The 3,103-nt window shown below is 59.4% G+C and carries 5 protein-coding genes and 1 pseudogene; 2 read left to right on the top strand and 4 right to left on the bottom strand.

Annotation, left to right across the window (positions count from 1 at the left end; translation table 11 throughout):
• Together AC1DVF_RS28825 and AC1DVF_RS28820 are read left to right on the top strand one after the other, a co-directional pair.
• Positions 1 to 428, top strand: a pseudogene (locus AC1DVF_RS28825) (hypothetical protein); the annotation flags it as partial.
• Between the two features lie 220 nt (positions 429 to 648).
• A complete protein-coding gene (locus AC1DVF_RS28820; protein ID WP_477783577.1) occupies positions 649 to 1,566 on the top strand; it encodes an MASE1 domain-containing protein in 918 nt (305 codons plus the stop codon).
• A 22-nt stretch (positions 1,567 to 1,588) separates the two neighbouring features.
• On the opposite strand, the gene AC1DVF_RS28815 is transcribed toward AC1DVF_RS28820, so the two are convergent.
• From AC1DVF_RS28815 to AC1DVF_RS28800, 4 genes are all read right to left on the bottom strand, one after another.
• Complete coding sequence (locus AC1DVF_RS28815; protein WP_063572195.1) at positions 1,589 to 1,774, bottom strand: hypothetical protein; 186 nt, start codon at positions 1,772 to 1,774, stop codon at positions 1,589 to 1,591.
• A gap of 219 nt (positions 1,775 to 1,993) precedes the next feature.
• Positions 1,994 to 2,197: a hypothetical protein gene (locus AC1DVF_RS28810; protein ID WP_477298540.1), complete on the bottom strand. Its 204-nt coding sequence runs from the start codon at positions 2,195 to 2,197 to the stop codon at positions 1,994 to 1,996.
• Positions 2,198 to 2,562: 365 nt separating this feature from the next.
• Positions 2,563 to 2,868: an addiction module antidote protein gene (locus AC1DVF_RS28805; protein ID WP_213948315.1), complete on the bottom strand. Its 306-nt coding sequence runs from the start codon at positions 2,866 to 2,868 to the stop codon at positions 2,563 to 2,565.
• A gap of 30 nt (positions 2,869 to 2,898) precedes the next feature.
• A partial coding sequence (locus AC1DVF_RS28800) for a type II toxin-antitoxin system RelE/ParE family toxin (protein WP_477783576.1) occupies positions 2,899 to 3,103 on the bottom strand: 205 nt, incomplete at its 5' end.

The raw sequence follows: 3,103 nt of genomic DNA, 5'->3' as shown, positions 1-3,103 counted from the left end.
GAGTTGTGTCGCACGACGAGAACTTTCATCATCGCCGCATGAGTGACATGACCCGCGACGAGATCAAGCTGTACCTGGATGCCGCACGCGCCGAAGCGAAAGCCTCGGCGGCGGATGTGGCCAAGAGCCAGGCGGAACTTCGCGCCGATCTCAAAGCCGGCATGGCCGCGGTTTCCGTTGATGTTGCAAACCTGAAGAGCGACTTCCACGCAACGTTTTCCGCCCACACCAAGTGGATCGCCGCCATGGGCTTCGGTGTCGTGGCCGCCGTCGCTGCGATCAACGGCATGTTCAAGCCTGAGCCTTCGCCCGCACCACTGCCGGCTCCCACTCCCTATGTGATCTATGCGCAGCCCGCTGCACCCGTGATGCTGGCAGCACCGCCAGCGGCGCCCTTGTCATCGCCCTCATCCAAGGGCCACCGGTAAGGCATCCAAGGGCGTCGTTTGTCGGAGGGTTCTTGGGATCGGTGGGGTCGACGCGGATACCTGCTATCGCCAGCGACGCCGTCGAGTGTCAAAGACATCAATAGTCAAATCCGGCAATTTCGCCAATTCCCCTCCACCGTCATCTTATCCTCGCCGATTGGGTTCGAAGTATCTGGCAAGATGGCCGGAACACCATGGGCAACGTCAAAGGGGTTGACGCGTGAAAGGAAGCGGGGAGCACTGGAAGGCCTGGGGTCAACATATTGCCGTCATCGGCGCATACGCCGCTTGCTACCGGCTCGCCTATCAATTGAGCATGTCCCATTGGGAACTGACGGTCGGCCTCCGACTGTGCTGCCTCCTGATCGTGCCGGTGCGTTTGTGGCCCGCCCTCGCCTTCGGCGAACTCCTGCCTGTCATTGAAAACGCGTTCCTGTCCATGGACGAGTTCGGTCCGGTATGGGCATTGGCTGCATCCGTACCGCAAATCGTGGTGTGCATGGCGTGCATATTGCCCTTGCGCCAGCGGTGGGCATTGTGGGGCCCAGACGGCCGAATCCGGATGCCCTACCTTGTCTCCGCAGCACTCTGCTGTGCGCTGATGAGCGCCCTGCGGGACGCGACCACCTTGTGGATCGCCCTGGCGTCTGTGTCGAAAGACTGGGGTCCTGGAGTGTCTGTCTCGATCGGCTTTTCCGCCTATCTACTGGGCGGCTATCTCGGGGCACTCACCCTCGCGCCTGCCCTGTTCGCCATCCGGGAACAAGTCAGGAAGACCCATTCTTTGACCGCCGTGTTGCGCAGCACCCTGTTCAGGGATACCTGCGCATGGGTCGTCCCCGTCCTCGTCATTCTTGCGTGGCAAGCGACCCTTCATGCCGGATATGTGCAGCAAGCCGCCCGGCTCGCGATGGTCCTGCCGGTGATCGGGATGGCGTTCCGGCATGGATGGCATGGGGCGGCCCTCGCCGGCATGGGTGCCAGCATCGCGATGGCACTCACCAGCACGGTCATGCGTGACCCTATGCTGATTGAATGCCAGGTCGCACTCGCCTTCGTCCTGTCGGCAGCGCTCCTGATGGGCGGCAAGACGCAGCCTGCCGCCCAAATGGTGTCCACTGCGACGCTGTCGCCGTAGGTCTTTAAAGGGCCCTGGGCCTTCAGGCACGACCCTTGTTGCACTCGATCGGATCTTTGCATTTGACCATCAGCGCCTGCGGAACCCCGGCGTGCGATTGAGACGCGACGGCAGGTTTGGCAGTGCGCAGGTCGCTTGCGGTGGCGAAGCCACAGGTGAGCGAAAGAACCAGAGCAGACAGCAGTGCGGTGCGGATATACGTGGTCATTGTCGATCTCCATGATGGGTTGAGTTGCCAGCACGCGTTCGGACGCGATGCTGGCCCCTTCATGGTGCCTGTATGCGCAGGCAGTCTGCTAATCGACGGGAGCGCCTTTCGTCCGGGGCCTCCTTAGCTGGACCTGAGCCCGCCCTTCTTGCCGCTCTGCTCGTTAGCCAGAGTGGCCTCAGGCACAGCCTCATGGGGGTTGAGCCCGAGGACGGGACGCTACTCAGATCTGGGGAAACGTCGCACCATCACCGTCACTCCGAGATTGTCCAGCCTGAAGGCGACCTCTTCGCGGGAGAACTGCCCCTCGATCAAGAGATTCAGCACCTTTTCGGTGTCGTGAATAACCAACTGCCCTTTTTCAAAACTGAAGTGCATACCTTGCCAGTGCAGATGCGTATCGTCTTCCGGATTACCCACCATAGCCATTCCCCCTGTGGAACGTTGTTGTTGGAAAATTTATCGCTCGAATGCGTTCACATGTCACCGAGGCAACGAGGCAACGAGGCAACGAGGAGATTTATACGCGATCCCCGGGTGCGGGGCTTTGTTAACTGGAGACTAAAAAGCCAACGCGATGACAAAGCCGAGGCCCACGTCACACACGCTCGGCACTCAACAAAAACAAAGGCCCCGCATCGCTGCGGGGMCTTGTTTTTTACTGGCGGAGAGGGTGGGATTCGAACCCCCGGTTGGCTTTCACCAACGCCTGATTTCGAGTCAGGTACATTCGAGCACTCTGCCGCCTACGGCGGGGATCCAGACTAGCGTCAGACTGCCACAGCACATCAGGCGGCAGCGCCAGGACGTTTCACAGGCTCCACTGACAACCGAAACCCTAGTGCGCCAAAAACCCTGTTCATCGTCTCGAACTTAGGTTGTGCGCCAGGTCGAAGAGCCTTGTACAGACTTTCACGACCGAGACCAGCATCCTTTGCTACCTGAGCCATCCCACGTGCTTTCGCAACATGACCCACAGCACGAAGCATTTCGTCTGTGTCGCCATCTTCGAGGACTTGGCGCACGTACTCGGCAACCGCCTCATCACTATCAAGGATTGCGGATAGGTCGAACGGTAGGAGTTGGGTACTCATTCTCAAATTCTCCGGTGACGATCCTAACGATTAGAGATCGGCAGCCATGCCTTTGGCTTTCTTGATGTCGCTGGTTTGGGACTTCTTGTCCCCACCGCACAGAAGGATCACGACCTCCTTCCCACGCTGGATCAAATAGACTCGATACCCTGCACCCACATCTACTCGTAATTCTGAAACGCCTTCGCCGACAGGCTCGCAGTCACCAAAGTTACCCATCGCGACTCTATCGATC

The sequence above is a fragment of the Pseudomonas sp. P4_D7 genome, assembly GCF_056401755.1.
This window is presented reverse-complemented; position numbering and strand designations above follow the sequence as displayed.

Bases quoted from the DNA above. Each gene is read 5' to 3' on its own strand.
- AC1DVF_RS28805 (WP_213948315.1), bottom strand. From the start codon at position 2,868: ATGAGTACCCAACTCCTACCGTTCGACCTATCCGCAATCCTTGATAGT.
- AC1DVF_RS28810 (WP_477298540.1), bottom strand. From the start codon at position 2,197: ATGGTGGGTAATCCGGAAGACGATACGCATCTGCACTGGCAAGGTATG.
- AC1DVF_RS28815 (WP_063572195.1), bottom strand. From the start codon at position 1,774: ATGACCACGTATATCCGCACCGCACTGCTGTCTGCTCTGGTTCTTTCG.